The 21,288-nt window shown below is 58.1% G+C and carries 19 protein-coding genes; 15 read left to right on the top strand and 4 right to left on the bottom strand.

The window, feature by feature from the left end; genetic code table 11:
- Positions 1-38 precede the first annotated feature (38 nt).
- From gspD to IV01_RS08350, 5 genes are all read left to right on the top strand, one after another.
- On the top strand, positions 39-2,324 hold the full coding sequence (gene gspD, locus IV01_RS08330) for a type II secretion system secretin GspD (protein WP_050507775.1): 2,286 nt from the start codon (positions 39-41) through the stop codon (positions 2,322-2,324).
- 76 nt (positions 2,325-2,400) lie between these two features.
- On the top strand, positions 2,401-3,126 hold the full coding sequence (locus tag IV01_RS08335; RefSeq protein ID WP_032629967.1) for an alpha/beta hydrolase: 726 nt from the start codon (positions 2,401-2,403) through the stop codon (positions 3,124-3,126).
- Between the two features lie 144 nt (positions 3,127-3,270).
- Positions 3,271-4,020, top strand: coding sequence for a hypothetical protein (locus IV01_RS08340; RefSeq protein ID WP_032629966.1), 750 nt, complete (start codon positions 3,271-3,273; stop codon positions 4,018-4,020).
- 152 nt (positions 4,021-4,172) lie between these two features.
- Positions 4,173-5,531, top strand: coding sequence for an AAA family ATPase (locus IV01_RS08345; RefSeq protein WP_032629965.1), 1,359 nt, complete (start codon positions 4,173-4,175; stop codon positions 5,529-5,531).
- A complete protein-coding gene (locus IV01_RS08350) occupies positions 5,518-6,165 on the top strand; it encodes a hypothetical protein (protein ID WP_032629964.1) in 648 nt (215 codons plus the stop codon). The genes IV01_RS08345 and IV01_RS08350 overlap by 14 nt, the downstream gene beginning before the upstream one ends.
- A 4-nt stretch (positions 6,166-6,169) precedes the next feature.
- Here IV01_RS08350 and IV01_RS08355 read toward each other — a convergent pair whose 3' ends face one another.
- Positions 6,170-8,074: a sigma 54-interacting transcriptional regulator gene (locus IV01_RS08355; protein ID WP_050507773.1), complete on the bottom strand. Its 1,905-nt coding sequence runs from the start codon at positions 8,072-8,074 to the stop codon at positions 6,170-6,172.
- A 237-nt stretch (positions 8,075-8,311) separates the two neighbouring features.
- Between IV01_RS08355 and IV01_RS08360 the strand changes: the two genes are divergently transcribed.
- From IV01_RS08360 to IV01_RS08390, 7 genes are all read left to right on the top strand, one after another.
- Positions 8,312-8,794 carry an MSMEG_0572/Sll0783 family nitrogen starvation response protein gene (locus tag IV01_RS08360; protein ID WP_004879505.1) on the top strand — a complete coding sequence of 161 codons (483 nt, stop codon included), beginning with the start codon at positions 8,312-8,314 and terminating at the stop codon, positions 8,792-8,794.
- 187 nt (positions 8,795-8,981) lie between these two features.
- Entirely contained in the window at positions 8,982-9,950 is a 969-nt protein-coding gene (locus tag IV01_RS08365) for a Nit6803 family nitrilase (RefSeq protein ID WP_032629963.1), read from the top strand.
- Complete coding sequence (locus tag IV01_RS08370; RefSeq protein ID WP_032629962.1) at positions 9,937-11,019, top strand: MSMEG_0568 family radical SAM protein; 1,083 nt, start codon at positions 9,937-9,939, stop codon at positions 11,017-11,019. The genes IV01_RS08365 and IV01_RS08370 overlap by 14 nt, the downstream gene beginning before the upstream one ends.
- 26 nt (positions 11,020-11,045) lie before the next feature.
- Positions 11,046-11,606, top strand: a complete 561-nt coding sequence (locus IV01_RS08375) for an MSMEG_0567/Sll0786 family nitrogen starvation N-acetyltransferase (RefSeq protein ID WP_032629961.1) — start codon at positions 11,046-11,048, stop codon at positions 11,604-11,606.
- Positions 11,599-12,627: a sll0787 family AIR synthase-like protein gene (locus IV01_RS08380; RefSeq protein ID WP_032629960.1), complete on the top strand. Its 1,029-nt coding sequence runs from the start codon at positions 11,599-11,601 to the stop codon at positions 12,625-12,627. The genes IV01_RS08375 and IV01_RS08380 overlap by 8 nt, the downstream gene beginning before the upstream one ends.
- Position 12,628: 1 nt before the next feature.
- A complete protein-coding gene (locus tag IV01_RS08385; protein WP_032629959.1) occupies positions 12,629-12,949 on the top strand; it encodes an MSMEG_0570 family nitrogen starvation response protein in 321 nt (106 codons plus the stop codon).
- A 128-nt stretch (positions 12,950-13,077) separates the two neighbouring features.
- Positions 13,078-14,388, top strand: a complete 1,311-nt coding sequence (locus IV01_RS08390) for an MSMEG_0569 family flavin-dependent oxidoreductase (RefSeq protein WP_032629958.1) — start codon at positions 13,078-13,080, stop codon at positions 14,386-14,388.
- Between the two features lie 282 nt (positions 14,389-14,670).
- On the opposite strand, the gene IV01_RS08395 is transcribed toward IV01_RS08390, so the two are convergent.
- Positions 14,671-15,672 carry a DUF4917 family protein gene (locus IV01_RS08395; protein ID WP_032629957.1) on the bottom strand — a complete coding sequence of 334 codons (1,002 nt, stop codon included), beginning with the start codon at positions 15,670-15,672 and terminating at the stop codon, positions 14,671-14,673.
- Between the two features lie 171 nt (positions 15,673-15,843).
- Here IV01_RS08395 and IV01_RS08400 point away from each other — a divergent pair, with 171 nt between their 5' ends.
- The 3 genes from IV01_RS08400 to IV01_RS08410 all read left to right on the top strand — a co-directional run bounded on the left by IV01_RS08400 (position 15,844) and on the right by IV01_RS08410 (position 18,978).
- Positions 15,844-16,575, top strand: a complete 732-nt coding sequence (locus tag IV01_RS08400; protein ID WP_032629956.1) for a GntR family transcriptional regulator — start codon at positions 15,844-15,846, stop codon at positions 16,573-16,575.
- A gap of 208 nt (positions 16,576-16,783) precedes the next feature.
- A complete protein-coding gene (locus IV01_RS08405) occupies positions 16,784-18,073 on the top strand; it encodes an MFS transporter (protein ID WP_032629955.1) in 1,290 nt (429 codons plus the stop codon).
- Positions 18,074-18,129: 56 nt separating this feature from the next.
- The gene (locus IV01_RS08410; protein WP_032629954.1) at positions 18,130-18,978 is read left to right on the top strand and encodes an amidohydrolase family protein; all 849 of its coding nucleotides are present in this window, start codon (positions 18,130-18,132) and stop codon (positions 18,976-18,978) included.
- Between the two features lie 227 nt (positions 18,979-19,205).
- Here IV01_RS08410 and IV01_RS08415 read toward each other — a convergent pair whose 3' ends face one another.
- Positions 19,206-20,597 (bottom strand): sensor histidine kinase, encoded by a 1,392-nt coding sequence (locus IV01_RS08415; RefSeq protein WP_032629953.1) that lies wholly within the window; start codon positions 20,595-20,597, stop codon positions 19,206-19,208.
- Entirely contained in the window at positions 20,575-21,258 is a 684-nt protein-coding gene (locus IV01_RS08420; RefSeq protein ID WP_032629952.1) for a response regulator transcription factor, read from the bottom strand. The genes IV01_RS08415 and IV01_RS08420 overlap by 23 nt, the downstream gene beginning before the upstream one ends.
- Positions 21,259-21,288: the final 30 nt, after the last annotated feature.

Here is a 21,288-nt window from a genome sequence, read left to right as displayed (position 1 = left end):
TTCCAGGAGTCCGTAAAATAGCCACCTTGCGCACCCCCATGCTTTGCCTGGCTACCGCCGTCGCCCTCGGCGGCTGTGCAGCCACGCCCAAAACCTACGATCAAGACAACGACATGCTGCGCGAGGCCCTGAATGGCACGGGCTCACAACGTCCGCCGGTTGACCCGCGCAGCGAACTGCCGCCTGCGGACACTCAGCAACCCCAGGCCGCGACTGCACCGACGCGACAGTTGATTCGTGGCAATCAGCAGTTCATTCGCAAACCTGCACCAGCGCCCGCGGCGCGCGGGGGAGCACCGGCGGCAGATAAAGAGCAGGGCGACATCGTTTTCAACTTCACCAACCAGCCTATCGAAGCGGTGATCAACAGCATCATGGGCGACTTGCTGCACGAGAATTACAGCATCGCGCAGGGCGTGAAAGGTGACGTGAGCTTCTCCACCTCCAAGCCGGTGAACAAGAAGCAGGCGATGTCGATCCTGGAAACCCTCTTGTCCTGGACTGACAACGCGATGATCAAGCAGGGCGACCGTTATGTGATCCTGCCGTCCAGTCAGGCGGTGGCGGGCAAGCTGGTGCCGGAAATGACCGTGTCCCAGCCAGCGGCAGGCATGTCGGCGCGGCTGTTCCCGCTGCGCTATATCTCGGCCACGGAAATGCAGAAGCTGCTCAAGCCGTTCGCCCGGGAGAACGCATTCCTGCTGGTGGACCCTGCGCGCAATGTGCTGAGCATGTCCGGCACGCCGGATGAGCTGGCCAACTATCAGGACACCATCGATACCTTCGACGTCGACTGGCTCAAAGGCATGTCCGTCGGCGTGTTCGGCCTGCAGCGCGCCTCGGTGGGCGAGTTGATGCCGGAACTGCAAAAAATGTTCGGCCCGGACAGCGGCATGCCGTTGGCGGGCATGGTGCGTTTCCTGCCGATCGAGCGGACCAACTCGGTGGTGGCGATTTCCTCGCAGCCGGAATACCTGCGTGAAGTGGGCGACTGGATCCACACCATCGACGAGGGTGGCGGCAACGAGCCGCAGATGTACGTCTACGACGTGCGCAACATGAAGGCCACCGACCTGGCCAAATACCTGCGCCAGATCTATGGCAACGGCGCGATCAAGGACGACTCGGCTGCCAAGGTCGCACCGGGCCTGCGCACCCGCTCACTATCATCACTCAGTTCCAACAGCAGCTCCGGCGGCATGGGCGGCAGTGGAGGGCTCAGCAATGGCCTGGGCGGCGGCATGGGTAACAGCAGCGGCATGGGCATGGGCGGCAACCAGAATGCCTCAGTCGATGAAGAACAGGACGCCGAAGGCGGCGAGGAAAATCTCGACAGCGAAGCGGATAGCGGCGCAGAGCAAGGCGGCGAATCCGGCACCGCGTCTAAGGGCATCGACGCCAGCACCCGCATCACCGCGCAGAAAAGCAGCAACCAGTTGCTGGTTCGTACCCGTCCGGCGCAGTGGAAGGAAATCGAGTCGGCGATCAAGCGCTTGGACAACGTGCCGCTGCAGGTGCAGATCGAAACCCGGATTCTGGAGGTCAACCTGACCGGCGAGCTGGACTTGGGCGTGCAATGGTACCTGGGCCGACTGGCCGGAAACTCCAGCACCACCAACATTGAAAACACCGCGGGCAGCCAGGGTGCGCTGGGCGCGGGTGGCGCAGCGCTGGGCAACTCATCGCTGTTCTACTCTTTCGTCAGCAGCAACTTGCAGGTCGCCCTCAAGGCCCTGGAAACCAACGGCCGTACCCAAGTGCTCTCGGCGCCGTCGCTGGTGGTGATGAACAATCAGCAGGCACAGATTCAAGTGGGCGACAACATCCCGATCAGCCAGACCACGGTCAACACCAACGTCTCCAACACCACCTTGAGCAGCGTTGAATACGTGCAGACCGGGGTGATCCTCGATGTAGTACCTCGGATCAATCCAGGTGGCCTGGTGTACATGGACATCCAGCAGCAGGTCAGCAATGCCGATTTGGCATCGATCTCCGACAGCCAGACCAACCCGAGCATCTCGACCCGCTCGGTATCCACTCAGGTAGCGGTGCAAAGCGGCCAGACGGTGTTGCTCGGCGGTTTGATCAAGCAGGACAACGCAGAAAGCGGCTCCTCAGTGCCGTACCTGGGGAAAATCCCCGGTCTGCGCTGGTTGTTCGGCACCACCAGCAAATCCAAGGCGCGCACCGAGCTGATCGTGCTGATTACCCCGCGCGTCATCACCAGCAGCAGTCAGTCGCGACAAGTCACCGATGACTACCGCCAGCAAATGCAGCTGCTCAAGCCAGGCAGGGCGAACCAGGCAATGAGCGATTTTTAACACGACCTCCGGCAAACGACATACCGTGTGCGTTGTCCAATTGATCGGACAACGCACTTTCCGAGGTCATCTTCCGATGTTGAAATTCTTCGCTGTTTTACTGTTGGCGTTTACCGGCTTTGCCCAGGCCGCGCTACCACTTCAAACCGATTTGCCGTTGAGCTACGTGGCGCAAATCAACTCCGATGCCCAAGACCGGCCGCTGGTTATCTTCATGCATGGTTATGGCAGCAATGAGCTGGACCTGTTCGGGATCAACTACGCGCTCTCCAAGGACTACAACTACCTGTCGGTGCGTGCGCCGGTCAGTCTGGGGGAAGATCGTTACCAGTGGTTCACCAAGAATCCGCAAAGTGCTGACTACGATGGCGTGACGGTTGATCTCAAGCGCAGCGGTGAATCCCTCAGTCAGTTCATCGAGCAGGCCACGCAGAAGTACCACACACAGGCCTCGAAAGTGTTCCTGGTGGGCTTCAGCCAAGGCGCGATGATGACCTATGAAGTTGCGCTGCGACATCCACAACAGGTCGGCGGCATCGCCGCGTTGAGTGGCAAGGTGTTGCCGGTTCTGAAATCCGAGCTCAAAGCCGATCCAGCCTTGAAAAATCTTCAGGTGTTCATCGGCCACGGTAACGCTGATCCTCGCGTGCCATACAACGGCGCCACCGAAGCCAATTCGTACCTGAAGACCCTGGGGGTGAAACCCGAGCTGCATTCCTATGCGGGTGTCGGGCATACCATCAGCCAGGCAGAGGTGGGGGATTTGAAGGTGTGGTTAGAGTCGAAAATAAAGTCGAAGTGATTCTTGCTGCCCAGAACGTGCATTTTGACCTTCTTATCCGGGATAATGGCGAAATACCAGCATTGCTGGTCGACGCTAATCTTGCCCGATCTTTAATAGGGGGCGGCGAGAATTCTCCTGAAATCGTACAAGGCCTAACACGCAATGGATGCAGCAGTAATTCCTCGCAGCAAAACCTCAATGCTTTTCACCAAAATCAGCGCAGGTGTAGGCAGCTTGCTTGGGGTTTTGTGGGGGCTTTTTACCTACGTTTTTCCTGATCCCAGTGTTTTCGGTATCAATCTTGAATTCCTGAACTGGCGAACCATGATTGCGCTGGTCAGCGTCGTTACATTCCTCATCGCATTCTGGATCGCCTTTCTTGCCAACAAGCTGCCGCGCCCACTCAAATACACGGTCTGGTTGCTTCTGTCCCTGATGCTTTGCGGCGTCTTCTTCAAACTGGGTAGCGAGTACGCCAAGCCATCTTTTGAATTTGCTCGCGGTCAAAAACTCATCCAGGAAAACGACAGCAGCAACGTGTTCGGTAAACGAGTGGAAACCGTTGATGATGTTCGCATCGAGCTGCAGGAATGCGAGCAAAACGGACAGGCGCCAACCTGTACGCTTGTGCTGACGAACAACACTTCCGACCGAAATTTCCGGTTGGTATCTCCTAGCAGTCTGTTTGAAGAGGCCGGTGGGGCATTGAATCTTGCCCAGTTGCGCGTGGGCGACGCCAAGTTTGATCGCTGGGACTCGTTTCAGTTGATTCGCAATGTCCCGACCCGTTTGACACTGATTTTCGAGGCAACGAAGGCTCGGGTTAAAGTGTCACCGGCCCTGAAACTGACATTTAGAAATCGGGACAGCAATGAAAGCGTACTGAAGTTCAATGAGGTGAAGGTCAACTGAGGCTGGCTGTAGCCGGATTCTGGGGCTTGGCTATCCTGCCTGACAGGCGCATTTCTATTTGGTAACTTGCGCCTTGTAGACGCTTCAAGCCGGAAAATGAATGGCATAATCCGGCTCGTCACTCATTCAGGATCAAGCCTTTCAGGGACTCCATGGAAATCAAAAGCTTCAGGCTCGTTAATGTGGGCCGTTTTACCGACCTTGAGGTCGCAATGGCGCCGACTGAAAGGCATGCGTCCAAGGTGACAGTGCTGGTCGGGAATAACGGGGCCGGCAAAACCACATTGCTCAGGTCGGTGGCTACTTCACTGAGTTGGTTCGTGGCGCGGATTCGAACGGAGAAAGGCAGTGGCAACCGCATTGATGAGAACGCGATGCGCAACGATGCTTCTTCTGCCTCGATTCTCCTTGAGATAAGTGATGCTGTGGTCTTTGATCCGGACATCCACAGCCCTTCTTCGAAGTGGGGGATATCGACCGCGAGAAAGGGGCGTAAGGCAGCTTCGGTGTCTACATTGAGTGATCTGAATCTTCTGGCTGACAGTTACCGCTCGTTGTTAACTCAAAGCAACGAGGCGTCGTTGCCTCTGGTAGCGTACTACCCGGTTGAGCGCTCGGTTCTTGAAATTCCATTGAAGATTCACGCTAAGCACACGTTTGATCAACTGGATGGGTATGACAACTCGCTCGCGAGAGGCGTGGACTTTCGCCGGTTTTTTGAGTGGTTCAGAGAGCGTGAGGACAATGAAAATGAAAAAGGAATATCAGCAGAGCTGTTAAATGATCTGTCTCATAAAGTCGCACCAGACAGCGCAATGTGGAAACTGCTGGCGCAAGAGCACGCTTCATCGCGTGATCGTCAGCTAACAGCTGTAAGGGTTGCGGTAGAAGCCTTTATGCCGGGGTTCAACAATTTGCGTGTCAAGCGCAGGCCACGTTTGCACATGGCTATTGATAAAGAGGGTGCCACCTTAAATGTCTCCCAGCTCTCGCAGGGGGAGAAGTCCATGATGGCTCTGGTTGGAGACATCGCCAGACGTCTCGCAATGATGAATCCGGCACTGGGAAACCCTTTGCATGGCAAAGGTATTGTGATGGTCGATGAGGTTGATCTACACCTTCATCCTCGGTGGCAGCGTAGATTGGTCGAACAGCTCACCACGACCTTCCCTAATTGCCAATTTCTGTTGACAACCCACTCGCCTTTGGTCATCAGCGATGCCAAGGATGTATTGGTGTACGTGATGGACGATGGAGAGTTGCATGAGCAGGACAGTCTTTATGGCCTGGATGCCAATCAGGTGTTGATGAGTGTCATGGATACTGACATCCGTAATCCTGTCGTTCAGACCTGTCTCGATGAGTTGCAACATTTTCTTGTGAGGGGCGAGCTGGATGAGGCTCGTACCCTTTACAGATCATTGACCAACGAATTGCCTGCAGATCATATCGAACTGGCCAAGGCCTCACTGTTGATACGCAAGCTGGAACTACGTCGTGCGAAAGCTTGAAAAGGGAAGTTTGGCGGCGCTGGAAACATGGAAGCGAAAGAATCCAGGTGCACAATATCGAGACCTTGTGGGGCACGATGTTGTGAAAGATGCCATACGGCAGGCGTGTGTCGGGGAACAATATTGGCTTTGTGCTTACTGCTGCCGCAGGGTTACGCCCGAGAAAATCAGTGCTCACAATGAGCATCTCGAAGCTCAGGTCTTGGCGAAGAATCGTACGTTGGACTTCTCAAACATGGTCGCCAGCTGCAATTCACCAGGGAGTTGCGGTAAAGCACACGCTAGTCAACCTCTGCCGCTAACGCCGCTCATGGTGGAGTGCGAAACGGAACTACAGTTTGAGCTATCTGGCCTGGTAAACGGAACTACAGAGCGTGCTCGCTCTACCGTAAAAGTGCTCCGTCTTGGTGCCGACTATAAATGTAACCGACGTTTGATTAGTGAGCGTAAACAAATGCTGGACACGCTCATTTACGACGGCGGACTCCTGCCAGCTGAGCTGTCTCTAGCTTGCGATGAAGTATTGCAGGCGTTGCTCAACGATTTAAGTCAGCCGGATAACCAATCGAAATTACAGGCATTTTCTCCTGTTCTGATCAACGTAATCCGTCAAATGCGCTCGAGGAATAACTAAGAGGTTAGCCCACCTCAATATCCAGCCGCTTCAACCGCGAAGCCAGTGTCGTCGGCTTCAATCCCAGCAACTCTGCTGCACCTCCTTTGCCGAACAGTTTGCCGTTGCTGGCCTTCAGCGCGGCTTGCATGTTGGTGCGCTCCAGATCACGTAACTGGGCGTCGGTCATGATGCTGGCGCTGGTCGATTCCGCGGCCGATACGCTTTCGCGTTTATTGAGTTCTTCGGGCAGGTCCATGTTCAGGTCTGCACCATGGGAAGTAATCAGCGCGCGCTCGATTACATTCTGCAGTTCGCGAATATTGCCGGGCCATGAGTAACGTTGCAGGCGTTCGATGTCGCTGTTGCGCAGGCGGCGGCCAGGCATGTTCAGACGCTTGGCGGTTTGCTTGAGAAAGTGCGCGGCCAGCAGCGGAATGTCCATCGCACGCTCACGCAAGGCCGGTGACTGGATCGGGAACACGTTGAGGCGGAAATACAGGTCTTCGCGAAAATGCCTGGCGGCCACTTCCTGACGTAAATCGCGATTGGTCGCGGCGATGATCCGCACATCTACCTTGCGGGTGCGCTCTTCACCGACTCGCTCGAACTGACCCTCCTGTAGAACCCGCAGCAGTTTGCTTTGCAGTTCCAGGGGGATCTCGCCAATCTCGTCCAGAAACAGCGTGCCGCCATCGGCCAGCTCAAAGCGTCCGACGCGATCACGTATCGCGCCGGTGAATGCGCCGCGAATGTGGCCGAAGAATTCACTCTCAAACAGTTCGGTTGGGATTGCTGCGCAGTTGACCCGGATCAGTGGGTGAGCGCTACGACGACTCGCCTGATGGATAGCGCGGGCGATCAATTCCTTGCCGGTGCCGGACTCGCCATTGATCAATACGCTGGCATCGGTAGGGGCAACAACATCGATCTGTTTGATGATTTTCAGGATCGGCTCGCTCTGGCCGACGATCTCCCTAAAGTTATGCTCGATATGAATTTCTTCCTGCAGGTAAGCGTTCTGCTCTTCCAGGCGCTGCTTCAGTACCTTGAGTTCTTCCAGGGCATTGTGCAGCTGGTTTTCTGTGGTGCGCCGTTCGGTGATGTCACGGAACACCACCACCGCCCCGGCAATGCGCCCCTCGGAAATGACCGGGGTGCTGGTGAATTCCACCGGAAATGAGCTGCCATCCCGGCGCCAGAAAACCTCCTGGCGTCCCTCATGAACGATGCCATCGCGCACCGCTTTATAGATCGGGCAATCTTCCACCGGGTAATGGCTGCCATCGGCGTGGGTGTGGTGATGGATACGGTGGATATTTTTGCCAATCATGTCGCCCGGTTCCCAACCCAGCATGCGCGCACCTGCCGGGTTGACGAAGGTCGCCAGGCCGTCGGTGTTGATGCTGTAGATGCCGTCGCCTACGGCGCTGAGGAGGAGTTGGTTGTCGCGCTCGCTTTCCTGGAACAGGTTGAGGATGTTGCGCCATTCCAGCAGCCCCCCGCGCATGGTGCGTTCGGTGTGGGCCTGATCGCGCTGATACTTCTCGTGGCTGGCTTCGCGCATCACCAGAATCAACTGCGGGCTGCCTTTGACCTGCAGGATAGTGGCCGACAGTTCCAGCTCGATCCGCTCACCTGTCTTGCAATTGCAGCTCAAGTCCTCGCTCCAGCCGCGACCCTTGTCCATCACCGCCTGGGTAAACACGATCAGGTCAGCCAATTGATGGCCAAAAAGTTTGCTGACGGGCAGTTCCAGCAATTCCTGGCGCGGGTAGCCCAGCAATTTGCAGGCGGCGATATTCAGGTCGCCAAACCGATCGGCAACCGGATCGAGCAAGGCAATAGCTTCTGCACAGTGCTCGAAGACCATATGCCGCGATGAATAGGCCAGGTCAGCCCAGCCGCTCAGTGAATCTGGCTCGCTCATTACGAAATCTCGTGATTCAGGCTTACGAAGATTCGTATTTTTACGGGAATGCGTTGCGTGGCGATAGCATCAGAAAAGGGCTGAAAAAGCGGATCAGATTTGAATCTGCATTCGAATCAATCAGTTACCGACAAACGCAGACCTGCTTTTATTTTTGGCACGCCGTTCGCTCTAGTCCTGTTGTCACCCACAGCCTCACACCGCTGATAAAAACTCGACTTACTGGAGAACGACGACATGCCAACCGTGGACATTGCTCATTACCAAGACGGCGACTTTCTGGTCAATTACGAAGAAAAAGTCTTTGAGGACGTCAAGGCCGAACCTGGTGAAAAAGTCCTGATCACTTTCCACACCATCGCCTTCGAAGGCTCCATTGGCCTGGTGAATATGCTTCAGGCCAAGCGTCTGCTACGCAAAGGCTTCGAGACCAAAATTCTGCTGTACGGGCCAGGGGTACAACTGGGTGTGCAGCGTGGTTTCCCGACCCTGGGTGCTGAAGCTTTCCCCGGTCACCTGGCGGTCAACAACCAGCTCAAGGCATTCATGTCCGAAGGCGGTGAAGTCTATGCCTGCCGGTTTGCTTTGCAGGCCCTCTATGGCCAGACCGAAAAAGCCCTGATCGAAGGCATTCGCCCGATCAATCCGCTGGACGTGATGGACCTGCGTCTGCTGATGCGCCGCGAAGGCGCGATGATTATTGATACCTGGACGGCTTGATATCGAAAGATAGATGTAAACCCTGTGGGAGCGGTGCTTGCCTGCGATGAAAGATAACTCGGTACATGCCTGAGACCTCGGTTGAAATTATCGAGGGCAAGCACCGCTCCCGCATTGGAATCTCATTTCAAATCAGACTGTTGTGTGTTGTTCGATGAAAGCAGCTACAACTTTTCAGGACCTGACAATGACCACCATCCGCGCCGCCGCCGTACAGTTCAGCCCGGTGCTGTACTCCCGGGAAGCCACTGTCGCCAAACTCTGTAACACCTTGCTGGAGTTGGGCCGGGAGGGTGTGCAGTTCGCGGTTTTTCCAGAAACCGTGGTGCCGTATTACCCCTATTTCTCCTTCGTCCAGCCACCATTCGCCATGGGCAAGGAACACCTCAAACTGCTCGAGCAGTCGGTCATCGTGCCGTCGGACGTGACCCGGCAGATCGGCGAAGCTTGTCGCGAGGCCGGGATCGTCGCCTCTGTCGGCGTCAACGAGCGCGATGGCGGCACGATCTATAACGCACAGCTGCTGTTCGATCGGGATGGCACGCTGATCCAGCACCGCCGCAAGATCACCCCCACTTATCACGAACGGATGGTCTGGGGGCAGGGCGACGGCTCGGGGCTGCGCGCCGTCGACAGCGCAGTCGGGCGCATCGGCTCGCTGGCCTGCTGGGAACATTACAACCCGTTGGCCCGCTATGCGCTGATGGCTGACGGCGAGCAGATTCATGTGGCGATGTTCCCCGGTTCGCTGGTGGGAGACATTTTTGCCGAGCAGATCGAAGTCACCATCCGCCATCACGCGCTGGAGTCGGGTTGCTTTGTGGTCAATGCCACTGCCTGGCTGGATGCCGAGCAACAAGCGCAAATCATGCAGGACACCGGCTGCGCGCTGGGGCCAATCACCGGCGGTTGCTTCACGGCAATTGTTTCCCCCGAAGGCAAGTTGCTCGGCGAACCACTGCGCTCGGGCGAAGGCTGGGTGGTTGCCGATCTGGACATGGCGCTCATCGACAAGCGCAAACGGATGATGGATTCAGTGGGGCATTACAGCCGTCCGGAATTGCTCAGCCTGTTGATCGACCGTACGCCAACGGCCCATGTGCATGAGCGCGCTGCCCAGTTGAAAACCGAGGAATATGCCCATGCAGACCAATGAACTACTCGCTGAACTGCAATGCCATGGCGTGCGCTGGCCCGCTGCGCAGAATGGCCTGTCACGGCAGGGCGGGGCAGGGCCGTCGGACCACAAGGCGCTGACGTTCGGCAGTCGGACCATGATGGTGCCGATCCTCAATCAAGCCTCTCAGGATTCGCCCTACCAGGCGCAACCCAGCGCCGATGGCAGCCAGGCACTGATTTTCCGTCAGGGCTTGCAGGTCGGTCAGGTGCAGATGCCGGGTGTGCCGAAGTTCTATGGCCTTAGTACCGACGACGGCATTCCGTATTGGAAAATCGCTACGTTGCACAGCAGTGATGTGCTCGCGACTACGGTGTTGCAGCACTGCATACGCTTCAATGATCGCGGCACCTCGTGCCAATTCTGCGCCATCGGTCAATCCCTGGCGGCGGGCAAGACCATCGCCCGCAAACGTCCGCAGCAACTGGCTGAAGTGGCCAAGGCTGCCGTTGAGCTGGACGGTATCAAGCACATGGTGATGACCACCGGCACCCCGCAAACAGCGGACCGCGGCGCGGCGATTCTGTGTGAATCCGCTGCCGCCGTGACGGCCGCAGTCGACCTTCCGATTCAGGCCCAATGCGAGCCGCCTGACGATGACGTCTGGTTCACGCGCCTGCGCGACAGCGGCGTGGTGTCGCTGGGCATGCACCTGGAAGCCGTCACTGACGAGGTGCGCCAGCGGATCATGCCGGGCAAGGCCGAAGTGCCGATGACGCGCTATTTCGAAGCATTCAGCGCGGCCGTCGAGGTATTCGGTCGTGCCCAGGTCAGCACTTACATTCTGGCTGGGTTGGGCGACAGCGAAGCGGCGATCACCCAAATGAGCGAACGCTTGTGCGAGTTGGGTGTGTATCCCTTCGTGGTGCCCTTCGTGCCCATCGACGGCACACCGCTGGCCCATCACCCCAAACCCGACAGCGCGATGATGGCCCGTCTCTATCCGCAGATTGGCGCAAGCCTGCGTCGCCATGGTTTGCACTCTGAACAGATCAATGCCGGCTGCGCCAAATGCGGTGCCTGCTCGGCGCTGAAAAATTACGAGTAAGCCGCTTCAGTCAGGGAGAAAACCTCATGTCCAGCCTTGCCTTTGCCCTTGTCGACAGCACCTTCGAGCCATTCCGTGCCGGTGAGTTATTGGTCAAGCCCGCGACCGAACAGTGGGAGAAACAGGCCTATTACGCCTTGCGACGTGCGGTGTTCTCGGACGAACAGCAACTGCTGGCACAGGACAAGGACAGCCATGACTTTCAGGCGATCCCCATCGTCGCGTTGGCTGGCAGTTGCGGCATGGCCGATCAGGTGGTGGGCGCCGTGCGGATTTATCAGCCACAAACGGGCTTATGGTTCGGTGGGCGCCTGTGCGTCGCGCCTGCCTATCGGCGTCACAGCATGATTGGCAAGGCACTGGTCAACGAGGCGGTTTCCCGGGCAAAGGAGCTGGGTTGCGACGTTTTCCACGCGACCGTCCAGGCGCCGAACGAGGCTTATTTCCATGGCCTGCATTGGCAGACGCTGAAGCAGCTTGATTTACTCGGCCACCCTCATTGCCTGATGCAAGCTGATCTGGCGAGCTACCCGATCATGCCACGGCAAGTCTCGTTGCGGGCATTGAAGGGGGCGCGTCATGCGTGAAGTCCCGGATCTCATGCAGTTGATGAAACAGCTACGTAGCACGCCAGCGATGCTGTCCAAGCAAGCGATTCAGCAGTCTGCGCAGGTCATGGGCCGAGCTACGCAAACGCTGAGCCCCGCTCAGCTGTATGCCTTGCCCGGTGACGACACCGCTGCCATTGCCTGCGGCGAGCACTACCAGTTATTGGCTATCGAAGGCATGTTGCCCACATTCGTTGAAGCTGCCCCGTGGTTTGCTGGCTGGTCGGCGGTGATGGCCAACGTCAGCGATATCACCGCCATGGGTGGCCGCGCTACGGCGGTAGTCAATGCCTATTGGCATCACGAACAGGGTGCCGCGCAGCAAGTGCTGGCGGGCATTCGTGCCGCCTGTGAAGCCTACGGTCTGATTCTGGCTGGCGGGCATACCAGTCTGGCGGATGGCAACCCGACTGCCCTGGCAGTGGCGATTACCGGGATGGCCAGCAAACTGTTGTCCAGCCTGCACGTTGCACCGGGTCAGGTAATCGCCATGGCGGTTGATCTTGAAGGCCAATGGCACGCCAACAGCACCTATTGGAAAGCATTTGAAGGCGTCCCTGCCGAACGGCTGCGCAGCAAGCTGGAAGTGCTGCCGCGACTGGCTGAAGCGCAACTGCTGCATGCCGCCAAGGACATCAGCAATGCCGGCGTGTTGGGCAGCTTGCTGATGTTGCTGGAGGCGACCGGTAGTGGCGCGCATATCGATTTGAGCAGGTTGCCAAGCCCGCCGGACGCCGATCCAGGTCGCTGGCTACAAGTCTTTCCCAGCTACGGCTTCCTGATCACCCTTGATGAAAAAGACTGGCCCAACGTGCAGGCCGCGTTTGCTTTCGAAGGCGTGTGTTGTGAGCGCATCGGCAAGGTCAACGCCAGCGCTGCGCTGACCGTTGAGGCCGATTCGCAACGTGTTGAATTCTGGAATCTGGCTGAGCAGGTGTTTACCGGCTTCAGCTACGCCCATCTGGATTTGTCCCCTTTACATTTCTCACAGGAGTACTGACATGCCCGCTGTCAACTTCACGATTCGCTGGCCCAACGGCAAAGAAGCCGCAGGCTACTCACCCTCGACGGTGATCTATGACCACTTGCAGGAAGGCGCCAGTTATCCGTTGGCGGACTTTCTGGAACGCATTGAGGGCGGCCTCAACAACGCCTCGGAGCGGGTCAAGGTGGTCAAGGGCTTCTATTGCAGCTCGGCCATGGACACGCTCAATTCTCTTAAAGGTCAGGCCATGCGTCAGGAAGACGGGGCAGTGCAAGTGATCAGTATGCGCACCGAAGGCGGCGGACGGATTCCCGGTGCTGGCTGGAGTTCTTTCTGAGCATGTACCTCATCCGGTAGGAGCGCGCTTGCCCGCGATTGGATTTACCTCGCGACCCTCTGCCGCCTGACACGACGCCATCGCGGGCAAGCGCGCTCCTACGACCCGAAACTCTTGGAGATCATCGAATGCCAACCCCCATCACCTCAATAAAACCAGCTCACCACAGCGTCATCGTGGTCGGCGGCGGGCAGGCTGGTCTATCCGCCAGCCATTATTTGCAGGCCCATGATATTGACCATCTGGTCTTGGAGAAACACAGCCTGACCCACACTTGGCGGAACCGGCGCTGGGATGCTTTCAGCCTGGTGACGCCCAATTGGCAGTGCGCTTTGCCGGGCTATCGCTATAGCGTGGAGCATCAGGGTAATGACCCTCACGGTTTCATGACCAAGGATCAGATCAACGACTATCTGGCGGGTTTCGTCGCGTCAGTCAACGCACCGGCGCTGGAAGGTGTTGTGGTGCAGCGCGTGGTGCCACGCGCTGCTGGAGGGTTTCATGTATACACATCGCTGGGTGAGTTCACGGCCGATCAGGTGATCGTCGCTTCGGGTGGCTATCACACGCCGATCATCCCGCGCCTGGCTGAGCGCGTATCCCCACAGATCAATCAGATCCACTCGGAGCAATACCGCAATGCCCAGGCTTTGCCTGAGGGCAATGTACTGGTGGTCGGCTCCGGCCAGAGCGGGGCGCAAATTGCCGAAGATTTGCATCTGGCTGGGCGCAAGGTCTATCTCGCAGTGGGCGATGCACCCCGTTGCGCGCGATTCTATCGCGGCAAGGATGTTGTCGATTGGCTGGCGGAAATGGGCTACTACGATATTGGCGTCGACACCCATCCGCTGCGTGAAGGCGTGCGGGACAACACCAACCATTACGTCACTGGTCGTGATGGTGGACGTGATATTGATCTGCGCCGTTTTGCCGCTGAAGGTATGGAGTTGTTTGGGCGTGTGGAGGGCTTGCAGGGTGAAGTTCTGACGTTTTCCGGCAACCTCGGGCAAAGCCTGGACAGCGCCGATGCGGTGTATAACCGGATCAACGCATCCATCGATAAATTCATCAGTGAGAAGGGCATCGACGCGCCTGATGGCAACGTCTATTCACCGCAGTGGACACCGTCCCAGGAGCGCACGGAACTGGATCTGGACGCCGCGGGGATCACCAGTATTATCTGGTGCATCGGTTTCACGCCCGATTTCACTTGGGTTGAAGCCCCGGTGTTCAACGGTCGTGGTCACCCGGGCCACGTGCGTGGCGTTACCGCACAACCCGGTCTGTATTTCCTCGGGTTGCCGTGGCTGTACACCTGGGGTTCAGGGCGCTTTTCAGGCGTAGCGCGGGATGCTGAATATCTGGTGGGGCAGATTGTTGATAGGTTGGCGCCTTCGCAGCCTTCGGCGGTTCCTGCCAAACACGCCATAAATTACTGAAGAAACGATTTCCTCTGTAGGAGCGCGCTTGCCCGCGATGACATTCGCAAAAACAACACATTAGGTCAGCCTTGAAATCGCATCGAGGGCAAGCGCTCTCATCAAACATAAGATAACTATCTGGATTGAAATGATTTTCTGTGGGAGCGAGCTTGCTCGCGAAGAGGCCGGGACATCGGCATATATTTCTGAAGGCAGGAACATTGCTTCGCGAGCAAGCTCGCTCCCACAGGTCCTGTGTTTGCTGCGCGACAGCGCGTCGTCTGGACGACGGGGGATCTCCTACGGATTTGCCGATACCCGTAAATCCGGATTTCCGAGCGGATGGCTCTTCGCATCGAAGAAGGTGACTTGCGCATCAGCAAACAACTCCCGATAGCGACGCTTCTGAGCGATCACGAATGCCTCACTGCGCGGCAGGATCGAGATCGCGATGCGCTTGGGTTGCGCCTGGAGAATCGCAGCCACGATATGGGCGTCCTGTTTGCCCAGTGAATGGCCGAAAATGCACAGGGCATCGGTATGTTGCGCCAATTGCCCATGGCAGAACGACAGGTAATCGGAGGTGCGGATGATCTTCATTTTTTCCGCGCTGCTGCCTTCGCTGATGAACAGCGGCACATCGTCCAGAGCATTGATGGCGAAGCTGCCCAATAGGGTGCTTTCCGAAGACTGCAACTTGCGCACCGTCCCGTTGAGGTTCTTTACCAGATGCATGCCGCCATGCAGATAGAGCACTCGAGTGCCCTTGGCCTGAGACGCGTGCAGGTTGAACGTAGCCTCATCGTTGAACAGGTCATCGAAAGGCCCCGGGGCATGCATCACCGCCCAGTAAGCCAGCAGGTCATAGTTGCTGGAATAAACGCTGGTGTAGCGCTGCAATTCAGCATTGAGGCGGGCGAGGGTGTCGGTCTGGATCAGCTTCCAGGGGATGTGCACCGAGCGAATGGCGTGGATCAAGGCTTCCTTGATCGCGAAATAACGATTGCGCGGCGACGAGGAACTGACGGTCAGTGCCGCGTTGACCCGCATGGCCGATTTCAGCGCAGCCAGCACCGGCTCGAAATTACTCGTCTCCATAGCGCTGAATACCGCCAGCTCGGTGCGGCTCATGGGGTTGCTGCGAGTGGTCTGAGACAGCTCGAACAGCGAGTCGTAGGCGAAGTTCTTCCACACGGCCAGACTTGAGCCGTTACCCATCAGCAAACCCCAGGGTTCATCGCCGTCAGCTCGCAGGTCGTTCCAGTCAGCCAGTGCCGCGTCAGTATCGGTCAATTGCATCATCTCGCTTTGCCGCAGGTTCAAGATCGCCCTCGACGCAAAGGTCGTCGGGCTGGAAACCCGCCCATCTTATAGAAACACTCGGATAAATGTGGCCAGCTTGCACTTGACGACTTCCATGATCGCGACAATACTTCGTCTCACATTCATATAGATGACTAGATAAATAAAAATATGAACAGATTATCCAGTGATGAACGTCTACCCCTCTATCAACGTTTGCGCGACCAATTGGCCGAGCAGATTGCCAATAATCGCTGGCGTCCGGGGGAAGCCATTCCTACCGAAGCCGCCTTGTCCAGCGAGTACTGCCTGTCCACCGGCACGGTGCGCAAAGCCATCGACATGCTGGTGGCCGACAACATTCTCGAGCGCCAGCAGGGTCGTGGCACCTTCATTCGTCGCCCGCAGTTCGAGTCCTCGCTGTTTCGCTTCTTCCGTTTTCAAAGTGCGTCTGGCGCTCGCCAGGTGCCGGAAAGCCGGATCCTGTCCATCGAGCCGATGATTGCGCCGTCTGCCGTCAGCCAGGCTCTCGGCCTGATCCCCGATGCGCCGGTGATTCGCATGGTGCGTCTGCGTTTGCTGGAGGCAAAGCCGGTTCTGGCTGAGGAGATCTGGTTGCCTCGCTTGCAATTTCAGGCCTTGCTGGATAACGACCTGCAGCGTCAGGGCCCGTTGCTGTACCCGATTTACGAAGCCTTGTGTGGCCAGGTCGTGGCGTATGCCGAAGAAACCCTGACCGCCGAAGCGGTGGGCGATGCCCATGCCCGTCTGTTGCAGATTCCCGCGAACAGCCCGGTGGTGGTGATCGAACGTCTGGCCCGTAATTACGCCGGCGAACCGCTGGAATGGCGTCGCTCACGCGGCCACGCCAGCCATTTCCGCTACAGCGTCGAAATACGCTGAGACTCCCTCTCGGCTCTCTACTGCAACGCACTTTTAGAAAACAACCCGAAACTGCCTGGATTGAAATTCGATTCACCGTGGGAGCGAATTCATTCGCGAAGGCGGCAGCCCTCAGAAGTATCCGGGGCTGACACACCGCTTTCGCGAATGAGTTCGCTCCCACTGGCCCGGTCAGGGCGCCAGGTAAACCCTCATAAGGACAAAAACAATGTTCAGTTGGTATCGCCAAGTCACTCCTCGGGAGCGCAAAACGTTTTGGGCCTGCTTCGGCGGCTGGTCGCTGGATGCGCTGGAAGTGCAAATGTTCGGTCTGGCGATTCCGGCTCTGATCGCCGCATTCGCCCTGACCAAGGGCGACGCCGGCTTGATCAGCGGTGTAACCCTGGTGACCTCGGCGCTGGGTGGCTGGGTTGGCGGTACGCTGTCGGACCGTTACGGTCGGGTCCGCACACTGCAATGGATGATTCTCTGGTTCTCATTTTTCACTTTCCTTTCCGCGTTCGTGACTGGCTTCAACCAACTGTTGATCGTCAAAGCCCTGCAAGGCTTTGGCATCGGCGGTGAGTGGGCTGCGGGTGCGGTGTTGATGGCCGAGACCATCCAGTCCAAATACCGTGGCAAGGTGATGGGCACCGTGCAGAGCGCCTGGGCTGTGGGTTGGGGCCTGGCGGTGCTGGTCTTTACCCTGATTTATTCGCTGGTGCCGCAGGATATTGCCTGGCGCTTGATGTTCCTGGTGGGCCTGTTGCCGTCGCTGCTGATCATCTGGGTACGCCGTAACGTTGAAGAGCCGGACAGCTTTCAGCGTCAGCAGAAAGAAAAAACGCCGCCCAAAAGTTTCTTCAAGTCCATGTCCGGGATCTTCCGCCCCGAACTGCTGCGCGTGACCTTGCTCGGCGGCATCCTCGGTCTGGGTGCTCATGGTGGTTATCACGCGGTCATGACCTGGCTGCCGACTTTCCTCAAGACTGAGCGCAACCTGTCAGTGCTCAACTCCGGCGGCTATCTGGCAGTGATCATATTTGCCTTCTGGTGCGGTTGTGTGGCCAGTGGCTTCCTGGTCGATCGCATTGGCCGACGCATGAACATCGTGTTGTTCGCGCTGTGCTGTGTGATAACCGTGCAGTGCTACGTGTTCCTGCCGCTGACCAACACCCAGATGCTGTTCCTGGGCTTCCCGCTGGGGTTCTTCGCGGCGGGTATTCCGGCGAGCCTGGGTTCGTTCTTCAACGAGCTGTACCCGGCTGACGTGCGTGGTGCAGGGGTTGGTTTTTGCTACAACTTTGGCCGCGTCCTGTCTGCAGTGTTCCCGTTCATGGTCGGCCACATGAGTGCTTCCATGTCCCTGGGCAGCGCTATCGGTATTGACGCCGGTATCGCGTATGGCGTGGCGGTGATCGCTGCGCTTTGCCTGCCTGAAACCCGTGGCCGCAGTCTGGATGCGACCACGCCCGCACCTGATGCCACTCAAGGACGTGAAGCGCCGCAGCAAGCCTGACTTGGCTGTAAACCCGCGCGGTGTCCCGCACCGCGCCTCCTTCATAGATGAGTTCCATGCCTGACACCAGTCACTCCCCGATCATCGGCATCGATGGTCACGCCCATGTATTCAGCCGCGATCTGCAACTGACTTCCGGCCGCCGTTACACCCCGGACTATGATGCGACCCTCGAGGCGTACCTTGAGCAACTTCGCGAGCATGGTTTGAGCCATGGCGTGCTGGTGCAACCGAGTTTTCTCGGCACCGATAACCAATATTTGCTGGAGGCCCTGAAACGAGCGCCCTCTCAGTTGCGTGGCGTCGCCGTGGTTGATAGAGACATCAGCCGCGCCGAGCTTGAGCGCCTGGCCGAGCAGGGCATTGTCGGTATTCGTTTGAACCTGATGGGTAAGCCTTTACCGGACTTCACTCAGCCGGCCTGGACGCGCTTGCTCGATGACGTGGCAGCGCTAGGCTGGCATGTGGAATTGCATCGGGGTGTCGAGGATATCCCCGCGTTGATCCGCGGTTTGTTGCCGTTTGGCTGCAAAATCGTGGTGGATCACTTCGGTCGGGCCGACGCGAGCCTGGGCGTGGATCATCCGGCGTTTCAGGCGTTTCTCGAATGCGGCAGCAGCGGTTTGGTGTGGGTCAAAGTCTCGGCTGTTTACCGGCTGGATGGCACGCCTGAGCAGAACGCGGAGTTTGCCCGGGCGGCTCTGCCATTGCTGATCGAAGGCTTTGGTCTTGATCGTCTGGTCTGGGGCAGCGACTGGCCCCATACCCAGCACGAGAGTGAGATCGGTTATGGCGATGTGGTGGAGCAGTTGCGGGAGTTGGGGTGTTCGGACGACGTACGCCGGGCGCTGTTGATCAATGCGCCGCAGGTGTTGTTTGGGTTCTCGGTGGTTGAGGAATTGTAATTATCCTTCAATCGGGGTGACCTTATCGCGGGCAAGCACCGCTCCCACAGGTTCGGGGAGCGCGTTGGAGCGAGTGGGCGGCATTCCGACTTGCCCGCGAATCAGTCGACGCGGTGTGGCAGCTACACCGCGTTATCGTTCTTCGCGGGCAAGCCCGGCTCCAACGGCGAAACGTAATCTCCTGCGGGAGCGGTGCTTGCCCGCGATAAGGCCTCCACAAAACTTCCTTAAACCACCGCCACCGTCTGCCGGCATTCCAGGCTCAGCTTCGCGCCGCCTAGCTTGCTGCTGCCGATGCTCAGGGTGAAGCCGTGCAGGTTGACGATGGCGGCGACGATGGACAGGCCCAGGCCAAAGCCGCTTTGCGGATTGCCATCTTCGCTGCGATAAAACCGTTGGAAGACCATTTTGCGCTCGCTTTCCGGGATGCCGGGGCCCGCGTCCTGGACTTCGATGCAGGTGCTGTCGCCGTCCGCGCGGGCGCTGAGAATCACCTTGCCGCCGGGCGGGCTGAACTTGATCGAGTTGCTCAGCAGGTTGGCCAGTGCCTCGAACAGCAAGGCGCGGTCACCGAGCACAGGTGGCAATCCCGCTTCTGTCTCAAGCGTGAGTATGACGCCGCCTTCTTCCGCCAATGGCAGGTAGAAATCATGGACTTCCTGCAGCAGGGCGGCCGGGTCCACGGTGACGAACGCTGAGCGCCGCTGGTGATCCTCGATCTCGGAAATACGCAGCAATCCACGAAAACGCGCCATCAAGGTATCCGCTTCGGCAATCACCTGATCCATCTGCGTGGCCACCAGCGAATCTTCCGGGGACTGCTGCTGAATGCGATACAGCTTGGCGCGCAGGCGGGTCAGCGGCGTGCGCAGGTCGTGGGCGATGTTGTCGCAGACGCCCTTGACCTCATTCATGAGTTTTTCAATGCGTTCGAGCATGGCGTTGACGATCACAGCGAGCATATCCAGTTCGTCACGCCGCGCTGAAACCGGCAGGCGCTGCCCCAGGTTGCCCGCCACGATGGCTTCGGCGCTGGCCTGTATATCGCGGATACGCTGCAGCGGCCGACGCCGTAGCAGGTGCCAGCCGGCGATACCGGGAATGATCGTCAGCGACAGGCCCCAGAGCAGGGCATGCAGGATCAGGGTGGTCACCGCAAACAGCGAGCCGTTGTCGCGCACCAGCACCAGCCAATGCCCGTCCCGGGTCTGGCTGGCGACCGCATCACAGGTGTCTTGCGGCATGTGCGGATCTTCGGTGTCGATGCAATTGCTCAGCTGATGAATCTCGCCATCCAGAGGCAGGCTGGCAGGGATGGCGGTGATTGGCCCGCTGAGCGGCCGCAGGTTGGCGTCGAACAAGCCATAGGCGTCCACGGCGCGCATGTCGAAAGTGATGCTGGCGGTCAGCGCCTCAATCAATTGCTCGCCTTCGAAGCGCGCGAACAATTGTTGGCGTTGCATGAGGGAATGACGGGCGAGGTTGTTCAGGTAGGTGCTGACCTCCCAATACACCACGCCGATCAGGGTGCAGCTCCAGGCCACGAACAGGAAGCTGTAAAGCCCCAACAAGCGGCTGCTGGATGAGCGCCAGCCTTTAGACGGGTTCAGCAATGACATAACCCGAGCCTCGCACGGTTCGAATCAGCGGCGCCACGCCCGGCGGGTCGATCTTTTTGCGCAGGCGACCGATGTGCACATCAATCAGGTTAGTCCCCGGATCGAAGTGATAACCCCAGACTTCCTCGAAAATCATCATGCGAGTAATGATCTGGCCGCTGTTGCGCATCAGGAATTCCAGCAGCTTGTACTCGGTGGGCAGCAGCGTCAGCGGGTTTTGACCGCGACTGGCTTCGCGCTTGATCAGGTTCAGTTCCAAGTCCCCGACCCGCAGAATGGTCTCCGCAGCCGCCACCGGGTTGCGACGGCGCAGCAGGACTTCGACCCGGGCCGCCATTTCATCGGATGCAAAAGGCTTGGCCAGATAGTCATCGCCACCGGCGCGCAGGCCCCGAACCCGCTCGTCGACATCGGAAAGGGCGCTGATCATCAGGATCGGGGTGGAGATGCCTTGGGCGCGCAGGGTGGTGACGATGGCCAGGCCATCGACTTCCGGCAGCATGCGATCCAGGGTGATCAGGTCATAGTCGCCACTGACCGCGCGGGCCAGACCTTCACGGCCGTTGTCGACCCAGTCCACCTCAAGTCCGTGGTTGCTCAACTCGGCGACGATTTCCTGCGCGGTCACCGCATCATCTTCGATGGTCAGAATTCGGGTCATCTTGCCGCCTGAAAGGAATTACAGCCAAAA

It is taken from the genome of Pseudomonas syringae (assembly GCF_000737245.1).
In the GTDB taxonomy this organism is placed as follows: Bacteria; Pseudomonadota; Gammaproteobacteria; order Pseudomonadales; family Pseudomonadaceae; genus Aquipseudomonas; species Aquipseudomonas syringae_J.
The sequence above is the reverse complement of the archived record's forward strand: the minus strand, read 5'-3'. Positions and strand labels throughout refer to the sequence as shown.

Bases quoted from the DNA above. Each gene is read 5' to 3' on its own strand.
- IV01_RS08335 (WP_032629967.1), top strand. From the start codon at position 2,401: ATGTTGAAATTCTTCGCTGTTTTACTGTTGGCGTTTACCGGCTTTGCC.
- IV01_RS08390 (WP_032629958.1), top strand. From the start codon at position 13,078: ATGCCAACCCCCATCACCTCAATAAAACCAGCTCACCACAGCGTCATC.
- IV01_RS08415 (WP_032629953.1), bottom strand. From the start codon at position 20,597: ATGTCATTGCTGAACCCGTCTAAAGGCTGGCGCTCATCCAGCAGCCGC.
- IV01_RS08410 (WP_032629954.1), top strand. From the start codon at position 18,130: ATGCCTGACACCAGTCACTCCCCGATCATCGGCATCGATGGTCACGCC.
- IV01_RS08340 (WP_032629966.1), top strand. From the start codon at position 3,271: ATGGATGCAGCAGTAATTCCTCGCAGCAAAACCTCAATGCTTTTCACC.
- IV01_RS08380 (WP_032629960.1), top strand. From the start codon at position 11,599: ATGCGTGAAGTCCCGGATCTCATGCAGTTGATGAAACAGCTACGTAGC.
- IV01_RS08405 (WP_032629955.1), top strand. From the start codon at position 16,784: ATGTTCAGTTGGTATCGCCAAGTCACTCCTCGGGAGCGCAAAACGTTT.
- IV01_RS08400 (WP_032629956.1), top strand. From the start codon at position 15,844: ATGAACAGATTATCCAGTGATGAACGTCTACCCCTCTATCAACGTTTG.
- IV01_RS08375 (WP_032629961.1), top strand. From the start codon at position 11,046: ATGTCCAGCCTTGCCTTTGCCCTTGTCGACAGCACCTTCGAGCCATTC.
- IV01_RS08385 (WP_032629959.1), top strand. From the start codon at position 12,629: ATGCCCGCTGTCAACTTCACGATTCGCTGGCCCAACGGCAAAGAAGCC.
- IV01_RS08420 (WP_032629952.1), bottom strand. From the start codon at position 21,258: ATGACCCGAATTCTGACCATCGAAGATGATGCGGTGACCGCGCAGGAA.
- IV01_RS08395 (WP_032629957.1), bottom strand. From the start codon at position 15,672: ATGATGCAATTGACCGATACTGACGCGGCACTGGCTGACTGGAACGAC.
- IV01_RS08365 (WP_032629963.1), top strand. From the start codon at position 8,982: ATGACCACCATCCGCGCCGCCGCCGTACAGTTCAGCCCGGTGCTGTAC.
- gspD (WP_050507775.1), top strand. From the start codon at position 39: ATGCTTTGCCTGGCTACCGCCGTCGCCCTCGGCGGCTGTGCAGCCACG.
- IV01_RS08360 (WP_004879505.1), top strand. From the start codon at position 8,312: ATGCCAACCGTGGACATTGCTCATTACCAAGACGGCGACTTTCTGGTC.
- IV01_RS08370 (WP_032629962.1), top strand. From the start codon at position 9,937: ATGCAGACCAATGAACTACTCGCTGAACTGCAATGCCATGGCGTGCGC.
- IV01_RS08345 (WP_032629965.1), top strand. From the start codon at position 4,173: ATGGAAATCAAAAGCTTCAGGCTCGTTAATGTGGGCCGTTTTACCGAC.
- IV01_RS08355 (WP_050507773.1), bottom strand. From the start codon at position 8,074: ATGAGCGAGCCAGATTCACTGAGCGGCTGGGCTGACCTGGCCTATTCA.